21 protein-coding genes and 1 tRNA gene are annotated in these 25,158 nt (G+C 51.9%); 9 read left to right on the top strand and 13 right to left on the bottom strand.

The window, feature by feature from the left end:
• The first annotated feature begins 3 nt into the window (after positions 1-3).
• The 6 genes from IO95_RS07970 to IO95_RS07945 all read left to right on the top strand — a co-directional run bounded on the left by IO95_RS07970 (position 4) and on the right by IO95_RS07945 (position 9,124).
• Positions 4-1,146, top strand: coding sequence for a hypothetical protein (locus tag IO95_RS07970; protein ID WP_023492785.1), 1,143 nt, complete (start codon positions 4-6; stop codon positions 1,144-1,146).
• Entirely contained in the window at positions 1,143-4,499 is a 3,357-nt protein-coding gene (locus tag IO95_RS07965; protein WP_023492784.1) for an ImcF-related family protein, read from the top strand. The genes IO95_RS07970 and IO95_RS07965 overlap by 4 nt, the downstream gene beginning before the upstream one ends.
• A complete protein-coding gene (tssF, locus tag IO95_RS07960; RefSeq protein WP_023492783.1) occupies positions 4,499-6,262 on the top strand; it encodes a type VI secretion system baseplate subunit TssF in 1,764 nt (587 codons plus the stop codon). Before IO95_RS07965 ends, tssF begins: the two co-directional genes overlap by 1 nt.
• Complete coding sequence (gene tssG, locus IO95_RS07955; RefSeq protein ID WP_023492782.1) at positions 6,226-7,311, top strand: type VI secretion system baseplate subunit TssG; 1,086 nt, start codon at positions 6,226-6,228, stop codon at positions 7,309-7,311. The genes tssF and tssG overlap by 37 nt, the downstream gene beginning before the upstream one ends.
• A gap of 160 nt (positions 7,312-7,471) precedes the next feature.
• Positions 7,472-7,984, top strand: a complete 513-nt coding sequence (tssJ, locus tag IO95_RS07950; RefSeq protein ID WP_023492781.1) for a type VI secretion system lipoprotein TssJ — start codon at positions 7,472-7,474, stop codon at positions 7,982-7,984.
• Between the two features lie 63 nt (positions 7,985-8,047).
• Positions 8,048-9,124, top strand: coding sequence for a PD-(D/E)XK nuclease family protein (locus IO95_RS07945; protein ID WP_023492780.1), 1,077 nt, complete (start codon positions 8,048-8,050; stop codon positions 9,122-9,124).
• A 397-nt stretch (positions 9,125-9,521) separates the two neighbouring features.
• Here IO95_RS07945 and IO95_RS07935 read toward each other — a convergent pair whose 3' ends face one another.
• Positions 9,522-10,040 (bottom strand): Shedu immune nuclease family protein, encoded by a 519-nt coding sequence (locus tag IO95_RS07935; RefSeq protein ID WP_255351356.1) that lies wholly within the window; start codon positions 10,038-10,040, stop codon positions 9,522-9,524.
• A 408-nt stretch (positions 10,041-10,448) separates the two neighbouring features.
• Between IO95_RS07935 and IO95_RS07925 the strand changes: the two genes are divergently transcribed.
• Positions 10,449-11,129, top strand: coding sequence for a site-specific DNA-methyltransferase (locus IO95_RS07925; protein WP_235186750.1), 681 nt, complete (start codon positions 10,449-10,451; stop codon positions 11,127-11,129).
• A 287-nt stretch (positions 11,130-11,416) separates the two neighbouring features.
• Here the strand turns inward: IO95_RS07925 and IO95_RS07920 are convergent.
• From IO95_RS07920 to xerD, 6 genes are all read right to left on the bottom strand, one after another.
• A tRNA-Gly gene (locus IO95_RS07920) sits at positions 11,417-11,490 on the bottom strand.
• 197 nt (positions 11,491-11,687) lie between these two features.
• Positions 11,688-13,205, bottom strand: coding sequence for a lysine--tRNA ligase (gene lysS / locus IO95_RS07915; protein WP_023491451.1), 1,518 nt, complete (start codon positions 13,203-13,205; stop codon positions 11,688-11,690).
• A gap of 9 nt (positions 13,206-13,214) precedes the next feature.
• A protein-coding gene (gene prfB, locus IO95_RS07910) for a peptide chain release factor 2 (RefSeq protein WP_152554911.1) occupies positions 13,215-14,313 on the bottom strand; the annotation gives its coding sequence in 2 pieces (ribosomal slippage) (positions 13,215-14,237 and positions 14,239-14,313; 1,098 coding nt in all).
• 113 nt (positions 14,314-14,426) lie between these two features.
• Positions 14,427-16,163, bottom strand: a complete 1,737-nt coding sequence (recJ, locus tag IO95_RS07905; RefSeq protein ID WP_023491448.1) for a single-stranded-DNA-specific exonuclease RecJ — start codon at positions 16,161-16,163, stop codon at positions 14,427-14,429.
• A 6-nt stretch (positions 16,164-16,169) separates the two neighbouring features.
• Positions 16,170-16,883: a bifunctional protein-disulfide isomerase/oxidoreductase DsbC gene (gene dsbC, locus IO95_RS07900; RefSeq protein WP_023491446.1), complete on the bottom strand. Its 714-nt coding sequence runs from the start codon at positions 16,881-16,883 to the stop codon at positions 16,170-16,172.
• A gap of 42 nt (positions 16,884-16,925) precedes the next feature.
• Positions 16,926-17,825 (bottom strand): site-specific tyrosine recombinase XerD, encoded by a 900-nt coding sequence (gene xerD / locus IO95_RS07895; protein ID WP_023491444.1) that lies wholly within the window; start codon positions 17,823-17,825, stop codon positions 16,926-16,928.
• Positions 17,826-18,036: 211 nt separating this feature from the next.
• On the opposite strand from xerD, the gene fldB reads away from it, so the two are divergent.
• A complete protein-coding gene (fldB, locus tag IO95_RS07890) occupies positions 18,037-18,555 on the top strand; it encodes a flavodoxin FldB (RefSeq protein ID WP_023491442.1) in 519 nt (172 codons plus the stop codon).
• A 35-nt stretch (positions 18,556-18,590) separates the two neighbouring features.
• Here the strand turns inward: fldB and creD are convergent, their stop codons facing one another.
• From creD to sdhE, 5 genes are all read right to left on the bottom strand, one after another.
• Positions 18,591-20,087, bottom strand: a complete 1,497-nt coding sequence (gene creD, locus IO95_RS07885; protein WP_023491441.1) for a cell envelope integrity protein CreD — start codon at positions 20,085-20,087, stop codon at positions 18,591-18,593.
• 84 nt (positions 20,088-20,171) lie between these two features.
• Entirely contained in the window at positions 20,172-21,590 is a 1,419-nt protein-coding gene (gene creC, locus IO95_RS07880) for a two-component system sensor histidine kinase CreC (protein WP_023491440.1), read from the bottom strand.
• Complete coding sequence (gene creB / locus IO95_RS07875; protein WP_023491439.1) at positions 21,587-22,282, bottom strand: two-component system response regulator CreB; 696 nt, start codon at positions 22,280-22,282, stop codon at positions 21,587-21,589. The genes creC and creB overlap by 4 nt, the downstream gene beginning before the upstream one ends.
• Entirely contained in the window at positions 22,282-22,704 is a 423-nt protein-coding gene (locus IO95_RS07870; RefSeq protein WP_037384735.1) for a protein YgfX, read from the bottom strand. Before IO95_RS07870 ends, creB begins: the two co-directional genes overlap by 1 nt.
• Positions 22,685-22,951: an FAD assembly factor SdhE gene (gene sdhE / locus IO95_RS07865; RefSeq protein ID WP_023491437.1), complete on the bottom strand. Its 267-nt coding sequence runs from the start codon at positions 22,949-22,951 to the stop codon at positions 22,685-22,687. The genes IO95_RS07870 and sdhE overlap by 20 nt, the downstream gene beginning before the upstream one ends.
• A gap of 316 nt (positions 22,952-23,267) precedes the next feature.
• Here sdhE and ygfZ point away from each other — a divergent pair, with 316 nt between their 5' ends.
• Complete coding sequence (gene ygfZ / locus IO95_RS07860) at positions 23,268-24,260, top strand: tRNA-modifying protein YgfZ (protein WP_023491435.1); 993 nt, start codon at positions 23,268-23,270, stop codon at positions 24,258-24,260.
• A 56-nt stretch (positions 24,261-24,316) separates the two neighbouring features.
• Here the strand turns inward: ygfZ and IO95_RS07855 are convergent, their stop codons facing one another.
• The gene (locus IO95_RS07855) at positions 24,317-24,982 is read right to left on the bottom strand and encodes a hemolysin III family protein (protein ID WP_023491434.1); all 666 of its coding nucleotides are present in this window, start codon (positions 24,980-24,982) and stop codon (positions 24,317-24,319) included.
• Positions 24,983-25,158: the final 176 nt, after the last annotated feature.

Below are 25,158 nucleotides of genomic sequence, written 5' to 3'. Positions count from 1 at the left end.
CCGATGGCCTGGGACATTCCCCCACCTTATGCCGTTCACCCTCCTGCCCCCCTTGCCTGGGCGGGATGGTGGCGCTTTTTTTCTTTGCTTACCATGCTCTGTGTCGCTATAGGCTGCGGCCTCTGGTTCTGGCTGAAAGACTCACGCCTGCTGTTGGTCACCTTTGGCGCGGTCATCAGCGTTGCACTGCTGTTTATCGGTATTGCAGGCTGGCGTCTGTTCAACTACGGCGTTAATGCCGAACAGGCAAAAGGGATTGCCGACCAGAACGATTGGCATCTGGCGGAATGGCAGGCATGGGCGCAATCAGGCATTGATGTGTTGGATTACAGTGTTATTTTTCCTGCATCCGTGCCCCAGCCTGCCGAGCAACGGGTCGAGGTCAATAGCGATCAACCCCTTTCATTGGGGGAACGCCCCTCCATGACCTATCTGTTTGAAGAGTTATTGGCACCGCTACGTGGGTCGTTAGCTCAGCTCCGTTCCCCGGTGTGGGTCTACCTCCCTTGCGAAGACGATGAATCCACCCGCGCTTGTTTTCTGATGGTTTGGGAAAAGTTGGGGTTAGCTGCCACGGGTATCATCGGTTACACCGATGGTGCAGTAACTGTGCCCTTTGCCGAACGAATCACTCACTGGCTGAATGAGCCCGATGGCTACGCCAAACTAATGATTTTTACCCAATGGGCTGACAACGACGCTAACCGTCACGCGACAGATGGCATGGTAGCCTGGTTGATAGCACCGGGCAGTGCCATAGCGCCTTACCGTTGCCGCTTGCATCGCCCAATGACCGGAGCACCGGGAACCATTTCGCAAGACACGGCGCAGTTTCTCACCTACCAGCCGATAGCCATGGGCACCACTGACCTGTGGTTTAACGAGTTGGCCATTGGCGCCAAAGACCAGTTGATTGTTGAGCGATGCCAGCGTCTGCGTGAACAAGAGCCAACAGCAAATCCGGGTTCACCGGCGCAACAATTTATCCCCCACTGGCTAGGCCAATCTGGCCCCGCGACCGACTGGTTTACCCTCACCATGATGATGCTGATGGCAGAGTACCGGCGCACCCCACAGGGATTGGTGCTGGCACAAGGGAATACATTATTGTTTGCGACCGTATCAGCAGGAGTCAGTCCCTCATGATCAATCTGTTTTCATCCCGCCCCTCAGGGGCCAGCCTGCTAGCGATGGTCTTCGGTACGGTACTGGCTGCCCTACTGTGGTTTTTTGGCGAACGCTGGGGGCTCAGCCCGTTGCTGCGCAGCCTGGTTTGGGCAACCGGCATGGCGATATTGTTCAGCGGCATGGCCATCTACCGTAACTACCGGCAAAAACCACAGAGCCAGTTGCCAGAGAAGTCCCCGCAAAAAGCACCGACGGGGCAGGTTGACGGGCCGCAGCCATTTACTGAAGAGTTGCGTGATTACCTGCATCACCGCTATGGCCACTTGTGGCGTAGCAAAGTGCGCTTTGTGGTGCTGCTGGGGCACACTGCTGCGGTTGAAAAGAGCATTCCGGGTCTGATGGAGACCCAATGGCTGGAAGCGAATGGCGTGGTGGCTATCTGGGGTGGGAATGTCACCTCAGCCGCCGACAGTGGGCGCATCAAAGCATTGCGTAAGCTTAAACGCCGCCCGGTGGATGCCATGGTGCTGGTGTATGATGCACCACTGCGTCAGGCTACCCAGGGCGATACCCTCGCCCGGCAACTCAATGAACGCTATAAAATACTGGGTTGGAGAGTGCCGCTCTACCTGTGGGAAGTGCAACAGACCGACTGGCCACAAACCGGGCGGGAAGCGCAATCCGTGGGGTGTCTGTTACCCTCACGCTGTACCCCTGATGAGTTGGCCAAGGCTCTCCAGCATTTATCTGCCCGGCTGATACCGCAAGGGGTACAACAAGGGTTGCTCAACAGCCGTTTCGATTTTCTGCTGCGCCTGTCTCAGCAACTGCGCAACCGGGCAGCAGAGCAGGTAAAAAATCTGTGTACCCCGCTGCTCGCTGGGCCTTATGCGGTGCCCTTGCGTGGGGTGATGTTCAGCCTGCCAGTCGCCCCAAGAGAAGGGGCCGATAAACAACGTTGGCTCCCAGACCCGGCCTGGCAGGAAATTCTGGCGGATTTACCCACCCTTCGCGCCCAGCGTGCCGGGTTTGCCTGGGAGAAATCCCTGTCTTACGCCCTGTTGGCGTTAATCGGCCTGACCTGCGCGGGGGTGTTGTTTTCTTACCAGGTTAACCGCCAGGCCATCAACCAAGGTCAGCAACTGGCACAAACCGCCAAGGACGGCCAGCAATCCACCGCACAGCGCCTGACGGCACTTGACGAGTTACAACGCCTTATCGAACAGCTGCAGTACCGCTCGCAGCAAGGCACCCCGTGGTATAGCCGCTTCGGGTTGAGCCAAAACAACGCGCTGCTGGCCGCCCTGTGGCCGGAGTACACCCGCAGTGCCCTGCCCTTGCTGCGTGATGCCGCAATAACCCAGCTCCATCAGCAGCTCAATAGCTGGAACGCCCTGCCTGCCGATAGTGAACAACGGGGGCAGTTAAGCAAGGAGGTGTACAGCCAGTTAAAAGCCTACCTGATGTTAAGTCACCCGCAAAAAATGGATGCCAACTTTTTCGCCACCACCGTGATGAGCATCTGGCCAGAGCGTGAGCAGGTCAGCGCCGGCCAGTGGCAAAACCAGGGGCCGACGCTGCTGACGTTTATGGCACTGAACCTGGCGAACCACCCCGAGTGGCAAGCCGCACCGGATACGCAGTTGGTTGCCACCACCCGCAGTGGGCTCTTGCGCGTGATTGGCATGCGTAATGCGGATGCGGCGTTGTACCAGAAAATGTTGTCACAGGTGGCACATAATTATGCTGACATGACACTCCATGACATGACCGGCGATACCGATGCCGGAAAACTGTTGACCACCGACAGTGTGGTCCCCGGCATGTTCACCCGCCAGGCGTGGGAAGAGGCAGTACAACCGGCGATTGATAAAGTGGTGAAAGAGCGCCGCGATGAAATCGACTGGGTGCTCAGTGACAACAAACACCCGGTCACCGCGGACTCCTCACCGGATGTGCTGAAAGCCCGCTTGACCGAACGCTACTTTACCGACTATGCCGGTGCCTGGCTGAGTTTCCTTAACGGCCTGCATTGGCAGAAAGCCGCCACCCTGTCGGATGCCATTGACCAGTTGACCCTGTTGGCGGATGTGCGCCAATCCCCCCTGGTGGCACTGATGAATACCCTCAACACCCAGGGCCGAGCCGGGCAACAGCAAGAAGCACTGTCCGACTCGCTGGTGAAATCGGCACAAGACCTGTTGCACAGTGAACAGGCCAAAGCCATCGACCAGAAATCGGGGCCACGGGGCCCACTGGATGACGCCTTCGGGCCCTTGCTGGCGTTGATGGATAACAAAGGTGACAGCAATAACTCACTCAGCCTGCAGACCTTCCTTACCCGCGTCACCCGGGTGCGCCTGAAACTCCAGCAGGTCACCAACACCGCAGACCCGCAGGGCATGATGCAGGCACTGGCCCAAACCGTCTTTCAGGGCAAATCGGTGGATGTCACCGACACCCGTGACTATGGCAGCCTGGTAGCCGCCAGTCTTGGCCAGGAATGGAGCGGGTTTGGTCAGGCGGTGTTTGTGCAACCGATGGAACAAGCCTGGCAGCAGGTGCTATCCCCCACTGCCCTGAGCATCAACAGCCAGTGGCAGAGCGCCATTGTCAGCGACTGGGCGCAGGACTTTAACGACCGTTACCCCTTTGCGGTAAACAAACAGAGTGAGGCTTCCCTGCCGCTGCTGGCACAGTACTTGCGCAATGACACCGGGCGCATCACCCAGTTTGTCAAATCCAACCTCAGTGGTGTGCTGCGTAAAGAAGGCCGCCGCTGGGTACCGGATGCTATCGCCGCTCAAGGGCTGCATTTTAACCCCGAGTTTATCAAAGCCCTGAACCAGCTCAGCGAACTGTCTGATGTGGTGTTTACCAGCGGTGATGCCGGGGTACGCTTCCAACTGATGGGCAAACCCTCCCGGGATGTGATTAAGACCAACTTCATCCTCGACCAACAAACGCTGGATTATCACAACCAGTTAGAGAGCTGGCAGGTCTTCACCTGGCCGGACAGCCAGTGGAAACCCCGTACCCTGTTAAGCTGGGTCAGCGTCAATGCCGGTGAACGACTGTACGCCGACTACCCCGGAAGTTGGGGCTTCATCCGCCTGCTGGACAAAGCCCAGGTAACCATGGTGGATAACAGCACCTACAAACTGGCCTGGAAAGCCGAGGATGGCAACCTGCTCAATTACATGATGCGCACCGAGTCAGGGCAAGGCCCGTTGGCACTGCTGGCCCTCAAGGGGTTCCGCCTGCCACAGCAGGTCTTTCTCGAACAATCACCGACCTTGGCAGGCAGCAGCGCTACCGATAGTGCTACCGATACTGCCAGCGCGGGTACCACCGAGGCGGGGGTACCGTAATGGATGACCTGACCCTGCGCTATTTCGATGCTGAAATGCGTTACCTGCGTGATGCCGCTCAAGAGTTTGCCCGCCTGCACCCGCAGCAGGCGGCGATGATGGAGCTGACCACGCCCGGTAAAGCCGATGAATCCGTCGAGCGCCTGTTTCAGGGGTTTGCCTTCCTGATGGGGCGACTGCGTGAGAAGCTGGATGATGATTTCCCTGAACTGACCGAAGGCTTGATTAGCCTGCTGTGGCCACACTATCTGCGCCCAATACCGTCCATGACCGTGGTGGAGATTGCCCCGGATATCCAGGCGTTAAAAATCAGTGAGCTGATTGAGCCCCTGACCGAGGTGGTTTCCCGCCCGGTGGGGGATAACCGTATCCGCTGTCGCTATCGCACCACCCAACGCCTGATGCTCCACCCGTTACAGTTAAGCCGTGCGGGCCTGGTGACCGAGCCCGATGGTGGCCATACCATTCGTTTACGGTTTGAATGTGGCAGCATGGCCAACTGGCCACAGCTCAATCTCGCCCACCTGCCGCTCTACCTCAACGGCGATACCCCGCTGGCCTCGCTGTTGCACCTCTACCTGACCCGCCGCACCGGGGCCATGGCGTTACGCCTGCCGGGGGAGATGGACAGACAGCCCTTTCACGGTCGGTTTCAGGGTACTGGTTTTGATGAAGATGCCCACCTCTGGCCGGTGGAAAAAAGTGACTACCGGGGTTATCAGCATCTGCTGGAATATTTCACTTTCCGGCAAAAGTTTATGTTCGTCGCGCTCGAAGGGCTGGAGCAGGTCAATTGGCCCGAAGCGTTGCCCTGGTTTGAGCTGGAGATCCGGCTCACGCAACACTGGCCAGCGGATTTCAGTTTTGACCAGCAGCACCTGCGATTGCACTGTGTCCCGGTGGTGAATCTGTTTCGCCTGGATGCCAAACCGTTGCAGATCAACGTCCAGCAGAACGAATATCTGCTGCAACCGCTGCGTGACCCTGACCCACATACCGAAGTCTTTGCCGTCGAGCAAGTGGCCACCTCCTTTCTGGAAGATGCCGTTCAGTACACGCCGTTTCGCCATTTTCAACATCACGGCGGCTTGTTGCGTCACCAGCGCCCGGCGCGTTACTACCATACCCGGCTGCGGCGTGGCCCGGCGGGCAGAAATGAAACCGTGCTGATCCTCGGCGGGGAAGAGTTTGAACGGGAGCGCCAACGCCCAGAGGAGTCGCTGGCACTGAGCCTGACGGGCACCAATGGCCTGTTGCCACGTAAAACCTTGCAAAGCGTGCTGCTCGACGGCCTGGTCAACAGCACCCAAATCCCGGTTACGGTGCAGAATCTGTGCCCCCCGACACTGCCCTGCTATCCCCCCAACCGTGATCGTTTTCACTGGAAACTGCTCAGCCAACTTGGCAGCAGCTTTTTATGGATGATGGACAATGCCGAAGTGCTGCGCAACACCCTGGCGCTCTACGACTGGACCGACAACCCCGACAACCCGCGCCGACTGGCGGCCATCACCGAGGTCAAACACCACCGTTTGCAATACTTCAAACACGGGGGCCTACAGCGCGGTGTTGATATTGAAGTCACCCTCGATACCGAAGGGTTTGCTGGCGAAGGGGATGTCTGGTTGTTTGGCAGTTTGCTGAACCGTTTTTTTGCCCTCTATGCCGACATTCATTTATTCAATCGGTTAACCCTGATACTACAGCCTTCGGGACAATGCCTCAGATGGAAAGAGAACCACAATCCACGTATACCCGGCTGAATGACCTGTTCAGTGAGCGACTGCCCTACACCGGTTTTTACCGGTTTTTGCAGTGGCTGGAACAGACACACCCGGACTATCCGCCCCTGGGCAGTACCAGTTTTATCCGCAATGATCCGGTGCGTTTGCGGCCCCACGCCGGTATGGGCTTCCCGGCCAGCGAGTTCAAGGGCCTTGAAATCAACCCGGACGAAAACCCGGCGTCAGCCCCCAGCATCCGCACCACCTTTATGGGGTTGTACGGTGTGGATTCGCCGCTGCCGACGCACTACATCGATGATATCGCCCAGCATCGTGAAGGGTATGAAGCCGTCGAGCATTTTCTCGATATCTTCAACCACCGCATCCTGACGCAGTTTTATCGCATCTGGCGCAAACACAGCTATCCGGCCACCTTTGAAAGCGGTGGCCGCGATAAAATCTCCCAGAGCCTGCTGGGTCTGGTGGGGTTGGGTATTCCCGGTACGCAAGAGCACATTGATACCCCGCTATCGCGCTTTTTGGCCTTGTTGGGGATTATGCGCCAACCGGCCCGTACCGCAGAAGGGATCCAGGCCCTGGTGAATATGGTGGCCCCCAATACACAGGCCCGCGTCATCGCGCATTACCTTCGGCGTATTCCGGTGCCAGAGGCTCGCCTTGGCAATCAGGCGCTTCTCGGTGACCGACCGGTGATCGGCGGGAGCGGCTATGACATCAACAGCACGGTAAAAATCGAATTGTTTACCGATGACCAAGCCGACGCTCACGGGTGGCTGCCCCCAGAACACACGCTGTACCACGACCTGCTGACCCTGCTGCGGGTCTACCTGGGCTGGCGGTTGGATGCGTATATCACCCTGACTCTTCCCCTCAAGCTGTTACCGGCAGCGCGCCTGAGTGCCCGACCGGCAGAACGGAGCGTTTATGCTGGTTACACCGCCGTGCTGGGTCACAACCCCGAGCGCACGACGTTGAACCAGCAAAGAAAAGTCACCATCCCCCTGGGTTTTTATCAAGGCTTACGCCCAAACCCGGTGCAGCGTGATGTGGTGAACGTTGATGACTGAACTGACCCCATACTCTTCATCTTTCGAATTGCTTGGGTGTTGGCTGCGTCCACTCGCACCAGTCACATAGTTATCTATGCTCCTGGCGACTCTCGGACTGGCCGCCTACAAGCAAATCGAATTATTTTGCGTATCAACAACAAATATGATGAACAACATAATGAAAAACAGACTGATCTATACCACCTTGCTGGCCTTGCTACTCACTGGCTGTGGCCTGACACAAAGCATCAGCGATGGCACAAAGTCCGTCACAAAATCCATCTTCTATAAGCAGGTGAAAACCTTGAGCCTGGATTTTGTCGCGCGCGCCGAGTTAAACCCCGACGACGATGGCACCCCACTGACCACCAACCTGTGGGTGTACCAGCTTAAAGACCGCCAAACCTTTGACCAGGCCGGCTATACCGCGCTGTTAAGTCATGCCAGCAATATCCTTAAAGCCGATTTGCTGGCAGAGAAAGATATCTGGATCCGCCCGGGGAGCAATGCTTCGGTCACCATGCCGATGGATGAAAACACCCAATATGTCGCCATCGTCGTCCACGTCCGCACACCGGATATCCAGCAAGACAATTGGCGCCTGGTACTCAAGCGCGATGAACTTGACCCAGACAAAGCCCGGGTGATTGAAGTAAAGAAATATTCGCTAACGCTGCAACCGATAAAGTAATCATATATGGCAGTTATCGGCTATTTATCTGGGCATTTTTAAGATTGTAAAGGTAGGGAATAAATGGAATTGGAAGCAATCAAATCATTACTTGCACAGATTAAAGCGTTACCTGCGATAGAAAAGCGTGAACTGAATCTTTTCTCTATCGGTGCCCGAGGCCACTACGAAAACCCCACCAGCGATCTGCTGGCCTTTTTTCTTGATCCTGATGCAGGGCACAATCTTGGCTCCCTTGTTCTTGAGGCACTGCTAAGCTGTTTGCAGGTAGAGTCAGGCTTAGAGCCTTCCCTTATCACCACGCCAGGTCGGGAAGTCACCACTGACAACGGTAAGCGGATCGACATATTGCTCGAATCCGATACCTGGGTAATGGTGCTAGAAAACAAGATTTGGCACCAACAAGCCAACCCTTTTGACAGTTATGTTGGCCATATAAAAGACAAAGAAATTTATAAAAACAGGCGACCATACTACGTTGTACTGTCCCCAGAAGGTACCGATCCTGAAGGATGGCAGGGGATCGCTTATAGCAAATTACTGGATGAAATTTCTCAGCGCCTCGGGTTGGCATTTGTCCGTGATCCACTCAACAAGTGGATGGTCCTGTTACGTGAATTTGTTCTACATCTGGAGTCATTAGTGACCAACAAGAATGACCTACCCGCACAAACCGAGGCGTTTGTGTTGGACAATTTGCAGCAAATCAATGAGATATTACGCACTAAAAACAGCGTAATCAATGCACTACAGATGGAGTATCAACGCGATCTGGAAGAGCGTTTTTGCCAGCAAGTCATCATCAGCCTCAATCACTGGTATGGGTTCCCTGCTCTGCGCTTTGCCTTATCCGCTTGGACAACATCTGGCTCAGATGTTGTTCTGTACCTATCGGCAGATGAAGCCTTCGTGCAAACTTATGCATGTAATTTATCCAATGACACGCTGCGCGATGAGGCAATTAAAGCCCTCAGCAAAGATATTGACAAGAGTTGGCCTGAAGCTACCCCAAAAACCATGGCATTCAAGGTTCGAGTAGGCACCGTTCCCTTCGATAAAAAACAGTTATTTACCAAAATGGCTGAACGTATGGATTTGCTGAATGACTTCGAAATGGCAAGAAAGGACATGGTGGATTAGATTACTGTTACAGCCTGCTGAATTCGACTCATATACTACTTTAGGTTGAGCGCAGAGCTTCTGCACTTCCACATACACGAGAGCGAGGAAGTTCTAATAGTGGAGGAACGGGACAATGTTATCCGGCAGGCGATTAAGAAACGTAAAGTGTTCCCGACAGGCAACTCAGTGCGAAAAGTTATTTATCTGGCAATCCAGGCGGCGTCGAAAAAATGGAATATGCCGATCCAGAACTGACGATTGGTCATGAGTCGTTTGATTATCGAGTACGGTGGCCGCCTGAGTGATCACCTTTAATGCGTTGGCAATTACACAGAATTATGGACAAGATCACTTTTTATTAAGGTAGACAGTGCCAAATGTTTACTGTCCCCTTCCCCCCAACAAGACTAATCCCTCAACTTCCAAGAGCGATGATAGTGTTATTTAATCTTCGCAACAGGTCATCGTATGTGATGATATCCATCATGTTTGCGTACTTTCGCTTAATTATTTCGAAGTCCAGTAGTTGACTATCTGTCATGTTAGCTCCGCCGATCTGATCGCGTCCTACGATAATAATCGCTTTAGGGTTGGAGATTCGGATCTTCATGCCAGGCGGCAGATCATTAGCATACTTTGTAGTGAGTTTTTTTTCACCTTTGACTCCCCATTTTGACAGATGAAAGAGATATTTTTCGGCCTGCATGATACTACCGCTCAGCTCGGAAGTCGGAAGTCGGAATACGATTGCCTCGATAACGTCAAGATTACCATTTGTATCAATCAAGCCAATGTCGATGTAACGATCTGTCTTCTTAGTGGGGTCGCTATAATAGTCGTGAATAGTATTATTCTCGAGTACCTTAATATACTTCGGGAACAGAAGAAGTAGAAAGGACAACATAAGCTGCTGCCATTCATCCTCCGACCAAATATTTCAGCTTACATCCCAGAAATTGATCCAATTCAAGCTTGAAACTTTAGTGAGTTGACTTTTTGAACAAAATCTATGCACATTAATCATAGATCGTGTTATTGGCATGATTGATATCGTGTTTACCAAATTTATATATTCAAGGGAGATACACATGACAGTATGTAGTTGTTGTGGAAAAGCTTTGAACAGAGGGATTTGGACCGAAGATGGCAAATATAAGAGCTGCCCTTTATGTTCAACTACCCATGGAGTTCTACATGTTTTTAGGCATTACCCAGAGGATTTTGGGACTACAGATGCCCGTAAATCGCCTACAAATCCTGATGGTGCTCAAAGTTATTGTGTTGACTGTAGAGGTCTTGATAAAGGAGAATTGTCACTGGTTGATCTCACACAACAGAGATTATGCAACACAGTGAAAATTTGATGATTTTAGAACGGTTAGATGCAGTTGAATGGTTAAAAACACTCCCAGCAGGGAGTGTTGATCTTTTCGTAACAGCCCCGCCATACGAGTCATTGGAAAAGCATAGAAAAATCGGGACGACGACACGATTAAAAGTTAGCAAGGGTTCCAGTAATCAATGGTTTGATATTTTTCCTAATAGTCGTTTTAACGAGTTACTGATTGAGATGTATCGAGTTCTCAAGCCTAACCGACATCTATATATTTTTTGTGATCAAGAAACGATGTTCTATCTTAAACCTATCGCTGAAAAAGTTGGATTTAAATTTTGGAAGCCAATTATTTGGAATAAAATGGCTATCGGGATGGGTTACCACTATCGGGCCAAGTATGAGTTTATCCTCTTCTTCGAGAAAGGAAAGAGGAAGCTAAATAATCTGGGCATATCTGACATTCTTGAATCAAAACGAGTAGTTAAAGGATATCCAACTGAAAAACCAGTGAATTTAATCAAAATACTGATTGAGCAAAGTTCTTTACCAAATGAATTGGTTTGCGACCCATTCTTTGGTTCTGGATCCACTTTGCTTGCAGCTTCAGAGTTAGGGAGATCTTATGCAGGTACAGATACGTCACCATCAGCACATGAATACTTCCAAAAAAGACTGGATAAAAAGTAAGTACGCCGTGAGCTAATCTTGTGTGAGCAACCTGTCAGTTATTCTGCCCGCAGTTATTGGTCGAATTGTTTTTCGTGTGGGCTACAGTTCGTCCAACAGACCATTTTTTTGTTAGACAGATGTGTAAGTAAAAAAACATTAGGCTCTGGTGTTGACATAATGTACTACCAATCTGTACTACCTGCTACTACAGCCACAGGTTGGGTTATCGATTGGAAACATCACTAAACCAATAAGTTACTGAACTAGAAAACAAAAACCCGCGCCGAAGCGAGGGTCTGAAATCTTGGAGCGGGTGAAGGGAATCGAACCCTCGTATAGAGCTTGGGAAGCTCTCGTTCTACCATTGAACTACACCCGCTTTGGTGTGCGACTGGCATTATAACTGGTTATACGCATCGAGCAAGCGAAGAAAGTAGATAACTGCCGATATTTTAGGCGGTTAGTTATCACTATTTTGGCTGTCTGCGTAAATAAAAACCGGCACCATTACTGGCACCGGTTTAGATTGCACTTATGCTGACCATCGCTTGAAAAGTCAGAATGCCGTGCTTAGTGTTACTTGCTCGGGCGCATCGCCGGGAACAGGATCACATCGCGGATGGTGTGGCTGTTGGTCAGCAACATTACCATGCGGTCAATACCAATCCCCAAACCTGCCGTTGGCGGCAAACCATGTTCCAGCGCGGTAACATAATCTTCGTCGTAGAACATCGCTTCGTCATCACCAGCATCTTTGGCAGTAACCTGGTCAGCAAAACGTTGCGCCTGATCTTCCGCATCATTCAATTCCGAGAAACCATTACCAATTTCACGGCCACCGATAAAGAACTCGAAACGATCAGTAATTTCCGGGTTCTCGTCGTTACGGCGTGCCAGTGGAGAAACCTCCGCTGGATACTCGGTAATAAAGGTCGGCTGGATCAGGTGACTTTCTGCGGTCTCTTCAAAAATCTCGGTTACCACACGGCCCAAGCCCCAGCTTTTCTCAACTTTAATACCGATAGACTCGGCAATAGCCACCGCTTTGCTCATCTCGTTCAGATCATCGAGATTGGTCTCAGGGCGGTATTTTTTGATCGCCTGCGTCATGGTCAGCTTTTCAAACGGCTTGCCGAAATCAAACACCACATCGCCATAAGGCACTTTGGTGTCACCCAGCACATCTTGCGCCAAGGTGCGGAACAGGGATTCCGTCAGCTCGATCAAGTCTTTGTAATCCGCATAGGCCATATAGAGTTCCATCATGGTGAACTCTGGGTTATGGCGAGGGGAAACCCCTTCATTGCGGAAATTACGGTTGATTTCGAACACCCGCTCAAAGCCCCCTACCACTAAACGCTTCAGGTAAAGTTCTGGGGCAATACGCAGATACATATCAATATCCAGCGCATTATGGTGGGTAATAAACGGACGGGCAGCAGCACCACCCGGTATCACTTGCATCATGGGGGTTTCGACTTCCATAAAGCCTCTATCCACCATAAAGTTACGCACCGCCGCCATCACTTGTGAGCGAATTTTAAAGGTGTTGCGTGACTCTTCGTTAGCGATCAAGTCCAGATAACGCTGGCGATAACGGGTTTCCTGATCCGCCAAGCCATGGAACTTATCTGGCAACGGGCGCAGCGCTTTAGTCAGCAGGCGCAATTCAGTACAGTGGATAGAGAGCTCGCCCGTCTTGGTTTTGAACAGCTTACCCCGTGCGCCAAGGATATCCCCCAGATCCCACTTTTTAAACTGTTCGTTATAAATCCCTTCAGCCAGATCATCACGAGCCACATAAAGCTGAATACGCCCGCCAACATCCTGCAGCGTAACAAAAGAGGCTTTACCCATGATGCGGCGGGTCATCATACGGCCCGCAACCGTCACTTCGATGCCTAAAGATTCCAGCTCTTCGTTTTCTTTGCTGTCATAGGCGGCGTGCAATTGATCTGATGTGGTATCGCGACGGAAATCATTCGGGAACGGGAGGCCGTTCTCGCGCAGTGCGGCAAGTTTTTCACGGCGCGCCTGCAACTCGTTGTTCAGATCCAACGCCTGCTCGGCGCCTTGTGGTTGTTGCTCAGACATTTCTGTTCCTCATAACCCGGCTTTCAAACTTGCCTCAATGAATTTATCCAGGTCGCCATCCAGTACGGCCTGCGTATTACGTGTTTCTACGCTGGTGCGCAAATCTTTGATGCGGGAGTCGTCCAGTACATAAGAACGAATCTGGCTGCCCCAGCCGATATCAGATTTGCTATCTTCCAGCATCTGTTTATCAGCATTTTTCTTTTGCATCTCGTATTCGTACAATTTGGCGCGCAGTTGTTTAAACGCCTGATCTTTGTTTTTATGCTGTGAGCGGTCGTTTTGACACTGCACCACAATGTTGGTTGGCAGGTGGGTAATACGCACCGCCGACTCGGTTTTGTTAACGTGCTGCCCACCCGCACCAGAAGCGCGGTAAACGTCAATACGCAGATCCGCCGGATTGATATCAATATCGATATCGTCATCCACTTCAGGGTAGATAAACACTGAGCTGAACGAGGTGTGGCGGCGACCACCGGAGTCGAATGGGCTTTTACGTACCAGGCGATGCACGCCAGTTTCAGTACGCAACCAGCCAAAGGCATAATCACCGATAATCTTGATGGTGGCCGACTTCAGGCCAGCAACATCACCATCAGACTCTTCAATTACTTCCGTTTTGAAGCCTTTTGCTTCCGCCCAACGCAGATACATACGCAGCAACATGCTGGCCCAGTCTTGCGCTTCGGTGCCGCCAGAACCAGCCTGAATATCCAGGTAGCAATCGGCACTGTCGTACTCACCAGAGAACATGCGGCGGAATTCCAGTTGATCAAGCTTGACGCTGAGCTGTTCGAGCTCAACCACGGCTTCATCAAAGGTTTCTTCATCTTCTGCTTCAACTGCCAGTTCCAATAGGCCGGTGACGTCTTCACAGCCCTGTTGCAGTTGGTCGATGGTTTCTACAATGGCTTCCAGCGTCGAGCGCTCTTTACCCAATGCCTGTGCACGCTCTGGCTCGTTCCAGACGTCTGGCTGCTCCAGCTCGGCGTTAACCTCTTCTAGGCGTTCTTTCTTGGCATCATAGTCAAAGATACCCCCTGAGAACGGCGGTTCGCTCAGACAGGTCTTGAATACGGTTTTTTACCGGATTAATTTCAAACATGATTTTTAGCGTTCTTACGTTGATGTCGTCGATGGCGAAATGCCATTGGAACCGCTAATTCTAACGGATCCGATGGCCAGTTTATAGCAGGTTGGTCAGTTTTTGTCGGGCTATCACGCCAATGGCCACAGATGCTGGATCAGCAACTGCACATTACGATTGCCACGGAACTCGTTCACTTCCAGTTTGTAGGCGATTTCCGCTTGCTTGATGCTGTTATCAGGCCACTGCGTGGTATCGATATTAAAGGCGATACCATCCAGTAACGGGCCACCCCCCAGCGGTTCCACCATCAGCTTGAGGTGTTTTTCCCCCACCAGCCGTTGCTGTAAAATGCGGAACTTGCCATCAAAAACCGGCTCGGGAAAGGCTTGCCCCCAGGGGCCCCCTTCACGCAGTAACTCGGCGGTATCCAGTGTCAGCTCCTGCATTGCCAATTCACCATCAGACCAGACGACGCCTTCCAGCATCGCCGGATCGAGCCACTCCCCCACCAGTTCGCCAAAGCGCTGGCGAAACTCATCAAAGCGGGCCTCTTCCAGCGATAACCCTGCCGCCATGGCATGGCCGCCGAATTTCATCATCAGCCCAGGGTGCAACATATCGAGCCGCTCCAGCGCATCACGCAGATGCAACCCGGCCACTGAACGGCCAGAGCCTTTGAGGATGCCTTCCCCTGCTGGTGCAAAAGCGATTACCGGGCGGTGAAAACGCTCTTTGATACGGGAAGCGAGGATCCCCACCACCCCTTGGTGCCACTCCGGGTGATACATTGCCAAGCCGTAAGGTAACTCTGTGGTGGTTTGCTCCAGTTGAGAGCACAGCGCCAGGGCTTCCACTTGCATACCCTGTTCAATATCGCGGCGGGTCAAGTTAAGCGCGTCCAAGTCACTCGCTAACATGCGCGCCTGGGCAATATCATCACTGAGCAACAGCGCCACACCAATCGACATGTCGTCCAAACGCCCTGCTGCGTTCAACCTTGGGCCAAGCACAAAACCCAAATCGTTGGCTGCTAACTGACGCGCGTCACGGTTGGCGACTTCCAGCAAGGCGCGAATACCAGGGCGACACTTACCGGCACGAATACGATTTAACCCTTGATAGACCAGAATGCGGTTGTTGGCATCCAATGGCACCACATCCGCCACGGTGCCTAACGCCACCAGATCGAGTAAATCAGCCAGATTGGGTATCCCCAGGCACTGTTGTTCGAACCAACCGCTATCACGCAATCGGCTACGTAGCGCTAGCATCAGATAGAACGCCACACCCACCCCTGCCAAAGACTTGGAGGGGAAATCACAACTGGCCAGGTTTGGGTTAACAATCGCTTCGGCTGCGGGTAACGTTTCCCCTGGCAAGTGATGATCAGTGACCAGCACCTGCATCCCTTTAGCGTGAGCTGCGTCAACGCCAGCATGGGAGGAGATACCGTTATCCACGGTGATGATAAGCTCAGCCCCCCGAGTGGCGACTTGCTCCACCACTTCCGGGCTTAAACCATAGCCATCTTCAAAACGGTTAGGCACTAAATAGTCAACGGCGCTACCGCCCATACTGCGCAGGGCTAATACCGTGAGCGCGGTGCTAGTAGCACCATCGGCATCAAAATCCCCCACCACCATAATGCGCTGGCGCTGCGTCAATGCCTGCTGCAGCAGGGTGACCGCCGCCTCAATACCGCCCAACTGTTGCCAAGGCAACATGCCTTTGACGCTGCGTTCCAGTTCCTGCTCGCCCTGGACGCCACGCAACGCATATAAGCGGCGCAACAAAGGGGGGAGGCTGGCAGGTAAATAGCGACTATCTGCCGCCTTGCGGCGGCGTAATTGGGTTTTAATACTCACTGAAGTTTATTTCGCCGCCATTGAAGCAGCGTGAGCATCCAGCATGGCGAGCATCTCTTTCGGCCCTTGATAACCTGGGACCATCTCGCCATTTTGTAAAATGATCGCAGGTGTCCCTTGAATACCAAACTGCACCCCTAACTGATAATGTTTGGCAATATTGATCTTGCAGGTTGCCGGAGAGATGGGGTCGCCTTTAATGGCAGCGTCGAAGGCTTTATTCTTATCGGCGGTACACCAGATGGACTGCATGTCTTTCTCAGCTTGAGAGTTCAACCCCTGACGTGGAAATGCCAGATAACGCACCGTGATGCCCAGGTCGTTATACTCTTTCATTTGCTCATGCAGCTTATGGCAGTAACCGCAGGTGATATCAGTAAACACGGTAATGACATGCTTTTCCTTCGCTGCTTTAAAGACAATCATTTGGTCTTCCAGCGCGGTCAGTTGGGCCATTAACAGTTGATTGGTTACATTAACCGGCTGTTTACCGCTAACATCATATAACGGCCCCTGTAGGATGTATTTACCATCTTCGGTAACATATAACGCACCGCTTTCGGTCAGTACGGTTTTGACCCCAGCAATAGGCGAAGATTGGACATCCGCCTGCTTGATGCCCAGGCTACCCAGTGCTTTTTGAATTGCTGCATCATCAGCATGAGCTACACCGGTTACCGAAGCGGTCAGTAAAGAGAGCAGCAATAAACTTTTTTTCATTCTTTCCATCCTTCCACTTTTTATCCTTCCAGAGTCCGCGTTTCAAGCGCGCGGGTGGTGCTGTTGATGTAGCTGTTTCAATCTTTCAGTGGCTACATGTGTATAAATTTGCGTTGTTGAGAGGTCGCTGTGCCCCAATAACATCTGTACGACACGCAGATCAGCCCCATGGTTCAGTAAATGGGTGGCGAAGGCGTGGCGCAAGACGTGTGGCGACAAGCGCTCACTATCAATACCTGCTAGAGTCGCATAATGTTTGATGCGATGCCAGAATGTCTGGCGGGTCATTTGCTGGCTGCGGCTACTGGGGAACAACACATCGAGCGTCTGGCCGTTCAACATCCAGGGTCTACCGTACTCCAGGTAGTTTTCAATCCAGTATACCGCCTCTTCCCCCAAGGGAACCAAGCGCTCTTTATTACCTTTACCAATGACGCGTACCACCCCTTGGCGCAAGCTGACATCACCGATGTTCAAACCCACCAGTTCTGACACCCGCAAACCTGTCGCATACAGCACTTCAAGCATCGCCTTATCACGCAACTCCAGCGGTTGATCAACGCAGGGAGCTTGCAGCAACGCTTCTACCTGCGCTTCACTCAGATCCTTTGGCAAGCGCTGCGGTAATTTGGGTGAGGCCAACAACGCGGTCGGGTCATCCTCCCGCAATTTTTCACGGTTAAAATATTGATACAAACGGCGCATCGCACTGAGCAAACGAGCGGAACTGGTGGCCTTATAGCCCCCTTCAACCCGATCAGCAAGAAAAGCCTGCAGATCCAGCGCTTGTGCCTGCAAAAAACTATTGTGAGTGGCAGCCAACCAGCCTGCCAAGGCCTGCAAATCCAGCCGGTAGGAAACCAGGGTATTTTCTGCCAGATTGCGTTCAAGCCACAGCGCATCCAGAAATTGCTCAATCAGTGCGCCATCTTGCTGTTGCATGTGCCTCTCTCTTTGTTATACCCGTCGTCAATCCAAATAACTTAATACCACTCGCTTCACGTTTTGTTTCAGTGAGAGTAACGCGGAACGCCGACTCGCCGTAAACCCAACGCTCGGCTAACCTGCACCACTCTCACTTGTAGCACTATTATGTGCCGCTATTTAGTATACTCGTTACCATTCTACACCCAGCACCTTAAGTGACTTAAACATGAAGATCGGTCTATTTTATGGCTCCAGCACCTGCTACACCGAGATGGCAGCAGAGAAAATCCGCGACATCCTGGGAGAGGAACTGGTTGAACTACACAATCTGAAAGAGGTTTCCCCCAAGTTAATGGAGGATTACTCCGTGCTGATCCTCGGTATTCCAACCTGGGATTTTGGTGAGTTGCAAGAAGACTGGGAAGCTATCTGGCAGCAACTGCCGGAGTTAGACCTGAAAGGCAAAATTGTTGCTCTTTACGGCATGGGCGATCAACTGGGTTACGGTGAATGGTTTCTTGATGCACTGGGGATGCTACATGATCAGTTGGCCCCCATGGGGGTGCAGTTTATAGGTTTCTGGCCAACGGCAGGCTTTGAATTCACCAGCCCCAAACCGCTCACTGCGGACGGGCAATACTTTGTCGGTCTGGCACTGGATGAAGTCAATCAGTATGAGATGAGCGAACAACGCCTAGAACAATGGTGTGAACAGATCCTGCTGGAGATAGATGCGTTGCTGTAAGGAGATTGGGCGCAATCATGCGCCCAGTAGTAAGGTTACTTCCACAATCTGAAATTACTTTCATCCTTGGTGGCAGGTTCTTCAAGCGTGGCTTCAGTAACTGCTTCCGCTTCAGGCTGCGCAATGTCTTCCGCTACCGTGACATCTTCAGGAGTTGCAACCTCTTCTGCCACCACAGGGCTTTTAGCTACGGCTGGATTTCCCTTCAAACGAGTCGGGTCAGCCACCAGATACCAGTCCAGTTTACGCGTCAGCAACATAATGACCGCCAACACCACAAACAGCAGGACCGAGCCCAACACCAGCGAGTTATCTTCTGACTGTAGCAACAGAAACAACACGCCATACAGCGATAACAAACCAACAGCAAACAGTATTCCCCACAGCTTGCTACGCAATACCGCACAGAGGTAGAAAGCAATCAAACCACTACAAGCGATACTTCCCAGTAAATAGGCCACGTCAAAACCGACATGTTCCGAAAACGCCAGCAAGATCAGGTAAAACAGCACCAGCGCCGCACCTACCAACAGATATTGGATCGGGTGGACCCGTAGCCCGGTCAGGGTTTCAAACAGGAAGAACGACATAAACGTTAAGCCAAGAAACAGCATCGCATACTTCACTGCACGGTCAACTAACTGATAATGATCCACCGGTTCGATAAAGCTGGTGGTAAACGTCGGTAGTTTATCCTGGTAATCAGACACGTCATTGCCGATAGAAACACTTTTCAGGTGGAGCACACTATTAATATTATTGGCAAACCAGGTACTGCTCCAATGGGCGCTGAAACCTTTCTCCGTCACTTTGCGTTCATCAGGCAAGAAATCACCTAAAAAGTTAGGATGTGGCCAGTTACTTTGCAGTGTCAGTTGCGAATTACGCCCCAGAGGGACTAATGACAACCGACTGGTACCAGCTAGCGTCAGGGTAAAGCTCGCTTCTAACCCTTGGGCTTGTAAAACATCCAGTGACAACGGGGCACTGAGGCCTTGAGTAAGCCCATTGACCCCGGTACCTGGCTCGAATGTTCCCTGCTGTGTACCACTCAGGGGTGAAATAGCTTTGATTCCGCGGGAGTCACTTAACGACACCATCAAAAATGGCTGGCCCATCTTCACATGACTCTGCTGCAACTCCTGCAAGTTGGGCGGGGTAAATTTCACCTGAAATTCTAATGGGCCTTGATAGACTTGGGTCTGATAGATCCCCAGTTTACGTACATCAACATTGGGTGTGCCGTTAACCTGTAACGATTCCGGTAATACAAATAATTGACGCTGGCTTTCCAGTACAAACTCGACCCCATTCTCATCTTTTCTCTCTTCACTGACGGTATAAGGGATCACAATCAATGGCCCGAGGATCTTCTGTGCCCGGCTAGTGCTTTCACTCACCTGGCTGATCACACTCTGACGATAGCCACTACGTTCTTCGATGGCATCTCTTAACAGGGATACCGGGAACATCATTAGGATCATTAACCCCAATAATGTGGTAATTTTCCAAAATAACACCGATTTAAACATTGCTGCATTCTCCTTGTAGACGATGACGCAACAATAAAACCGGCAAGTGAAATCAGAATGTGGTTATGTGAAGAGCAGGTGAAGTTAGAGCATTAAAGTGAAAATTGCGGCAACACCGGAGGGTTGTAGATTGTGCAAACGGATACTGCCATGGTGCAAACGCGCTACTTCTTGCACAAAGTTAAGCCCCAGACCACTGCTTTTGGGTTTATCGGCGCGGGCCAGGGAGTAGAAACGTTCAAAAACTTTATCGAGGGCATAATCAGGAATACCGCTGCCAGTATCGCTAATCGTCAGTTGATACTCCTGTTCCAAACGCACCCCGTCAATGCTGATAGAGCCACCCGCCGGGGTGAAATCCAAGGCATTATCCAACAGGTTGCTTAACGCTTGCCCAAGCAAGAACGCATCCCCAGTTACCGTTACCTGGGGTAACGCCCCCAAGGTGATAGTAATACCGCGCTGCGCCGCCGGTGCTTCCTTAGTGGCCAGTACCTGTTGTACTAATGGCACCAATGCTACCGGAGCCAACTCCAAACCGGGGCGGCTTTCCAAGCGTGCCTGAACCAGCAGTTTATCCACCAATTGTTGGATGCGCGCACTCTGCTGTTCAATATTGGTGAGGAAACGTTTTGCGGTCTCTGGCGGTGGTAACTCCTGCAACAACTCCGCTGCACCACGGATCGCCGCCAGCGGGCTTTTCAATTCATGCGTCAGGGTATGCACATACTGTTCAATATAGGCTTTACCCTCAAGTTTGATACGCATACTTTCTAGAGCCCGCGCCAACTGGGCCAATTCAACACTGCCCATTCTGGGTAGTGAAACCGCCTCGCCCTTCGCCACCCCATTGGCATAACGCACCAGGCGGTTAATTGAACGGTTGATCCACCAGACGAACCCGAGACCAATCGCCAAGGCAATCCCCAGCAGCATCGCACCCGCCAATAAAATACGCCGCTCACTACGGCGGATCACCGGCACCATGGCGCTATTGGGTTTACCGACACTGAGCACCCCGATAATCTGCCCTTGTTCTATCACCGGGGCCGCCACATACATCACTGAGCTGTTTTCATCATCCGCGATGGCGCGTGTACTGCGCGCACCGTATTGACCACGTAATGTCAAATAGACATCATTCCAGCGGGAATAGTCTTGCCCCTGCGCCAGACCTTGCGAGTCAAAAATAACCTTGCCGCGCACGTCAGTAAGATAGACTCGATATTCATTACGATCTTTACGAATACCGGCAATATTCGCGCCAATCGGCCTCTGATTAAGCTGGCCAAGAGCCTGTGCTAATTGGCCCTGGGCCACATCGCCGCGTTTCATATCCAAGCGGGCCACTTGCGCCAGCAGATTGGCGGTATCCACCAGGGTGCCTTCAGTAGCGCGCCGCACGCCGGGCTTCACCTCCTGGACAAAAATGCTCAGGACAAAGTAACCCGCTATCGCCACAATCAGGAAATAGCCCAATAGTAAGTGCAGGCCAATCCTCATGGCTGACGGCTCACGCTGTAACCCAAACCCCGATGGGTATGGATCGGCGGCTCCCCGGCATCAATAGCACGCAATTTGGCGCGCAACGTTTTGATATGAGTATCGACAGTACGATCCAGGCTCTCTTCTGCCTGAGCCCAAACGATATCCATCAATTGCTGGCGTGAAAACACCCGCCCCGGGGCCAACAGCAAGGTTTTCAATAATAAGAATTCATAGCGGGTTAACTGTAAGGGCTGTTGGTGATAACAGATCAAGGCCCCTTCTTCATCCAGAGTAAAAGCGCCAAAATGATAGTGTGTTGGCTGTTGCAGGCGCTGCTGCTTTTGCAGCCGCCGCAAAATAGTACGTACCCGTGCGCTAACCTCGCGGGGGGAAAAAGGTTTAGCAACATAGTCATCCGCGCCAATTTCCAAACCGATTAGGCGATCGAGCTCATCACTGCGTGCGGTAAGAAATAAAATAGGTAAATCCTCTGCCTGCGCCAGCAAGCGACGGCAAAGTTCAAAACCATTGATATCAGGCAACCCCACATCAAGAATAGCCAGTGCCGGTACGCCTTGCGGCAAAGCCTGTAATGCAGGCTCACCACGGTCAAACCAACGTACCTGAAAACCTTCACTCTCCAGGGTGTAGATCAAGGTGTCTGCAATGCTGGGTTCATCCTCTACCAACCAGAGCAGTGGTTTCATTACTTATCCTCGTCAAACGTCACTTGCGGATATAACAGCTGTTGGTACAGATGACGCCACTCCCCATGACTTAAGGCATCTGAGGCCAGCCATAGCTTACAGCGTTTCTTACCATTGGCCTGCTGCAGTGAGAGTAAAACCCCGAACCTCAGCATCCAGGCTTTTTTCACGATCAGCCATTCCTCCCCTTGCCACTCAATCCTGCGTTCTGCCAGCAAGCGCAACTCTCCTTTTCTTGAGGCGATACGCTTCTGGCTGCGGATGCATTCAAACACCACCAAGGTCACCAACACCAGCCAGATCAGGCTATAATTTACTGGCCAAGGTGAGATCAATATCAATAAAATCAATGCACCATGCATTAACAGTGAAAGGCATTGGGTTCGCCAGGAAACCCGGATATTACATCGCCACAAAGCCACGGTCTTTATTTCGCGTCTGAATCAGTGAAACCATTCTCTGCAGTTCTTGATCCTGCGGAGCGCCATTATTCATTAGCCAATTCAACAAATCCGGGTCATCGCACTCCAGCAGACGGATGAACAGCGCTTTGTCTTTATCATTCAGCGTGTCGTATTCATACTCAAAAAACGGCATGATTGAGAGATCCAACTCGCGCATACCACGGCGGCAAGCCCAGTGAATGCGTGCTTTATTGTTAATATCCATGCTGTTATCACTCACCTCTTATCAGCTATGCCCGTCATCATTCAAACAGTATTGCAGCAATGTGGGTATCGCCCCAAATTGCGCTAAGATGGCATAGAGTAACAATTTGACACACTTTGCGGAAAGGGTATTTGCCAAACAATGAGAAAAATCTTAAAAAACCCTACGCCATAATAACTGTTTGCAAAGCCCGCCATCTCTTTTACCATGGTATTCATCCTTCAGGTAAGCTATACCTAAACTCATGTCAGCTACAACCCTCTGACAATTCGCCTATTAACGGACAGAAAGTATCAATACGCAGCAGGAAGTGATTATGATGCCCAACATTCCTTTTCCCTCCCATCCACCTTGTGCCTCCATCCATCTGCCACTGGCGCTGATCTCATTGGAAGATTGGGTGCTGGTGCAGCTCAGTGGCCCCGATACGGTGAAATACCTGCAAGGGCAGGTGACGGCGGATATCAGCAAATTAGCGGCCGACCAACATGTTCTTTGTGGCCATTGTGATGCCAAAGGCAAAATGTGGAGCAACCTGCGTTTATTTCACCGTGGTGAAGGTTTCGCTTATCTTGAACGTCGCAGTGTGCTGGAAAGCCAACTGGCGGAAATCAAAAAATACGCTGTCTTTTCCAAAGTGACCATCGCTGCTGACGATCAAGCGGTATTGTTGGGAGTGGCGGGCTCTCAAGCACGTGCCGCTTTGGCGACTATTTTTGCGACTTTACCTGATGCTGAGCATCAAGTGGTGCAAGACGGGGATACCACGTTATTGCATTTTGCGCTGCCCGCAGAGCGCTTTATGTTAATCACCACCGCTGAGTTCGCCAACCAGATCACCACACAATTGAGTGGGCAGGCTGAATTAAACGATAGTCGCCAATGGTTGCTACTGGATATTGAAGCCGGTTACCCAGTGATTGATGCGCCAAACAGTGGGCAACTGATTCCCCAGGCAACCAATCTGCAGGCACTGGCGGGCATCAGTTTTAGCAAAGGGTGTTACACCGGGCAGGAAATGGTGGCTCGCGCCAAGTTCCGTGGTGCCAATAAACGCGCCATGTATTGGTTGGCAGGCAGCGGCAACGCTGCTCCGCAAGCGGGTGACGAGCTGGAACTGAAGCTGGGTGACAACTGGCGGCGTACCGGCACCGTGCTGGCGGCGAGCCATCAGGCTGATGGCGCACTCTGGGTTCAAGTGGTAATGAATAACGATCTGGCGGCTGACAGCGAACTGCGGGTGCGTGGGGATGCCGAGAGTCAGCTGAGCATCAAGCCACTGCCCTATTCACTGGCGGAAGAGCAGTAACCGCGCAAAGCATCGCCCCAGACGAACAGCATGTTGCCTGGGGCTATCTGAGAAGATTAAACATATAAATAGATCGCCAGAAAATGGCAGACGCTGCCACCAAGGACAAAACCGTGCCAAATCGCGTGGCCAAAGCGAAAACGCTTGGAGGCATAGAAAATCACCCCGAGCGTATACACCACCCCACCCACTGCCAGCAAGGTGACGCCGCCAACGGCTAATCGGGTGGCTAATTGATAGATCACAATCAGCGACAACCAGCCCATAGTGAGATAAGTCACCAACGATAACACTTCAAACCGGTGCGCAAACGCCAGTTTAAAAATCACCCCCAGCAGCGCTAAGCCCCAGATTACCGCCATCAGCCCCCGCGCCAGTGGCGAATCCAGCCCCACCAGCAAGAACGGTGTATAAGTGCCGGCAATCAGCAGGTAAATCGCACAGTGGTCAAACTTTTTCAGCCAGTGCTTGGCCCGTTGATGCGGAATGGCATGATACAGCGTGGAAGCCAGAAACAGCAGGATCATACTGCCGCCATACAGGCTATAACTGGTGATCGCTATTGCATCGGCACCACTCCCCACTGCCTGTATCAGCAGTAAAACTAACCCGACAATACCAAAAACCAAACCAATGCCATGACTAACGCTGTTGGCGATCTCTTCAGCCCATGGGTAAGTTTTGGCAGGCTGTTTACTCACCTCGTTTTTTACTTCAACCATTATCTCCATCGCTCCTTGAAATCCGCATCCATGCAAGCCACCGAATGTGAGCTGCTAGCGGAATAAATTGTGCAAAATCACTACAGATCAGCTTAACCAACAATGATTCCAGTGTACACGTGTACGCTCAAATAAACTGTGAACGCATGTAACACTGGTCAACATCGAAATCTGTA

Source organism: Serratia sp. DD3 (assembly GCF_000496755.2).
Note: the sequence above shows the minus strand (reverse complement) of the source record. Positions and strands in the feature narration are given on the sequence as shown.